Here is a 1558-nt window from a genome sequence, read left to right as displayed (position 1 = left end):
ACGATGTCGATTTCTGGTGTCTGACCATCTTCGCCATCAGCACCATCTTCTCCATTGCGGACTGTGTCACGGCTGATTTCGTTGCCTTCTGGATCTACAACAATAATGTCATACGTGCCGTCACCATTGTCTTCAACACGGATTGAGTTGCCATCTTGACCGTCAACACCGTCTTGACCTCTTAATCCGCCAATACCTAAAGCAATAACCTCTGCTTCTGGATTAGCAAGAACTGAATTCTCCAATTCAAATTGACCAACTAATTCTCCTTTATAACTTGTCTTTTGAATCACACGTTCTCCAGTACCGTTCACACCGGTTTTAATAACAACCTCTTCACCGTACGGTACATCTTCAGATAATGTATATACTGTGTCATAAGGAATTTCAAATTGTTCTCTTACAATTTCTTTCTCAAAATTTATATCAGGATTTTCAGACCCAGAGTTATTATCATTAGTAATCAGGTCTTGATTGTAAAAATAATTCCAATGACTATCATGTCCGTGATTGCTATCGCCTGAAAGATACATTGGAATAGAACCACGATACGTTGTATCTGCTTCTCTGTTTGTAATAGGAACAGTAAACTCCAGCACCCAATCTACATAATTAAAGTTATTCTTAGACCTAGGGGAAGTTAATGCGTATCCTGCGGGAGTGCCCGTGCGAGCACCTTGTTGTAAGTATCCAGTAATAGGGGCAAAACCACCCGTACGATTTTCATACATTCTCCTCATCGTGCTACTTAGTACTGAAGGATCGAAGTCTTCCCTTTCAACAAAATAACCGTTAACTTCAATCTGGTCCGGTACATTAAAAGCATCACCAAACTGAAAGCCCACTAAATCCATATCATGTGATCCTCCTGAATCCACACGATATTTTACTTTATAAGTCAAACTTCCACCATTATCAACTACATCCACTGTATAATAAGCTGGTATACTATTATTAGTTGATACTGCACCGGTGCCTTCATATGTTGCATTTAAGTCTTCTATAGACGCCGCTTGAGTAGTAGCAGTAGTCGAGAAAGTAGTTGCTGCTCTAAATTCTGGTGTGGTTCTTTGATTTAGGGTTAGATCCATCATTGCTTTATATGCCTGTTTATTATTTAAATCATCAAAGTCTACTTCTCCTAAATCATTAGATACATTCTTAGCCATTTCAGAACCGTAAGCTTTTTCTATGTAGCCTTCTATATAATCTTCTTTATCCTCTGATTTATTAAATTTTTGTTTAAAGTCTTCTGGCACATCGATATCTTCCGTAGATAAAGTAGTATTCAATGTTTTGCCATCTAATCCAGAAAATCTATCTTTATCTTGGTTAAGTCTTTCACGAAGAACTTTATTATTTTCATAATCAGTTAAATCGAAGTTTTCATGTGTGCCATCAGAATATTTGACTCTAATAATTTGAGTGTTACTTTCTCCACCTTTTTCCTGAATCACTTTAACTTCTTCAATTTTTTCATTTCCTTGAATTTCAGATGTTCCTTCAACTTCTGATGCTGGTGATTCCTCAATAGCTTCTTCGGTTTCTTCAACTTCTG

1 protein-coding gene is annotated in these 1558 nt (G+C 37.2%); it reads right to left on the bottom strand.

Going from position 1 to position 1558, the window contains the following annotated elements:
• The coding region (locus H624_RS12005) for a G5 domain-containing protein (RefSeq protein ID WP_035857092.1) at positions 1–1558 on the bottom strand (1558 nt) is incomplete at both ends.

Origin of the sequence: Jeotgalicoccus marinus DSM 19772, assembly GCF_000425825.1 — a bacterium.
GTDB classification, from domain to species: domain Bacteria; phylum Bacillota; class Bacilli; order Staphylococcales; family Salinicoccaceae; genus Jeotgalicoccus; species Jeotgalicoccus marinus.
The sequence above is the reverse complement of the archived record's forward strand: the minus strand, read 5'-3'. Positions and strand labels throughout refer to the sequence as shown.